The 1,324-nt window shown below is 65.3% G+C and carries 2 protein-coding genes; one reads left to right on the forward strand and one right to left on the reverse strand.

The window, feature by feature from the left end; translation table 11 throughout:
- The coding region (locus tag VBE63_RS29480) for a WYL domain-containing protein (RefSeq protein WP_323686529.1) at positions 1-656 on the reverse strand (656 nt) is incomplete at its 3' end.
- A 273-nt stretch (positions 657-929) separates the two neighbouring features.
- Between VBE63_RS29480 and VBE63_RS29485 the strand changes: the two genes are divergently transcribed.
- Positions 930-1,324, forward strand: a 395-nt coding sequence (locus tag VBE63_RS29485; protein ID WP_323686530.1) for a hypothetical protein, incomplete at its 3' end; no start/stop codon positions are given.

The raw sequence follows: 1,324 nt of genomic DNA on the forward strand, positions 1-1,324 counted from the left end.
GCGCGGATCATCCGATGCAGGGCATAGAGGCGCACCGGTGCCGGCTCGGCCTCCTTGAGGGCAAACAGATAGGCGATCGGCCCGCGTTGCACCAGGGCCTGCGGATGCACGGTCACCGCGCTGCGCTCGCCGTTGGACTTGGCATAGAGCAGCCGCAGCGCACAGGGCTGAGCGACGGCCAGAACCACGGCCTGCAGCACCTCCGGATAAAGCTCCACCGGTTGCAGGCGCAGGGTATCGGGGACAACGCGGAGGCGTTGCTCATCGATCAGGGGACCGTCGACCTCATGAAGCAGGCGTTGCCAGAGCCGCTCGAGGCGTCGCGAGGGCACGGCTTCGCGGATCAGGTCGCGCACCTGTTGCAGGGTGAACTGCCACAGAAGGGGATCATCCTCGATGGCCTCACCGAGGCGTCGATAGCGCAGCGGGCGAGCACCGGCAGTGACCGTCTCGATGCGGCCCTGGCGCAGCAGTTCCGCCAGATCGCGCTGAAGCGCACGCCGGCGAGCCGCCTCGCTGGCCTCGCCGTAGGCCGCACTCAGCACATCCAGCAGGCGCGCGCTGTCAGGGCAGTCCGCTGCTGCGGTCACCGCACGCGGTAACAGCGACTCCAGGCGGCGCAGTCGTTGAATGCGATCATGCGAGGTGGCGCTCATGGCGCGGAGTATACCCACTGTGGCGACAGCGCATGACGCGCCATCGGTCTCAACCGATGCGCTGGCACCGCAGGCATTGGCCACGGATAGCGCGGATTCCCCTCCACTGTCAACGACAGGCGCTGTCGCCTTGGTGTGGAGAATCGCAGTCTCCTGATCCGCACCAGGCTTGCCCTGCGGCACGCTGATCCGCGGACCTCGCTAAAATGGAGCGACTGATGACGTTGAACCCCTTGCCTTCGAGGCTTGCTTGCCTCTCAGTGAGTCAGGCGGATGACACCCAGACAGCGTGAACACCTCTCCAGCCTCAGGAACGAGCTTGATCAGCTCGAGTGCGCCTGTCGGCGTCTGTCTCGCAAGGCCGAGGCGCTCGAGGAGCACTTGGAGCCGGACCCCGCGGATGACGCGATGATGGGGTTCACCTCGGAGGAGGTCGAACGCCTGGTGCAACTGAATGAGCGCCTCGGTTTTCTGCAGCGCTATCTCGATGAGACCGGTCCGGCGCTGTGCGCGCCGCTGGCCGCGCGCGTCGCTGATCCTGATGATCCCCTGGATGACTTCGAGATCGAGGCAATCCTGCATTTTCGGCTGCGCGAGGATGATCCGCAGTTCGACGAGGACAGCGATAACGATCTGACTGAACGCCGCTTCAGCCTGAAAGGCGATCA

Origin of the sequence: Lamprobacter sp. (assembly GCF_034860625.1) — a bacterium.
Classification (GTDB): Bacteria; Pseudomonadota; Gammaproteobacteria; order Chromatiales; family Chromatiaceae; genus Lamprobacter.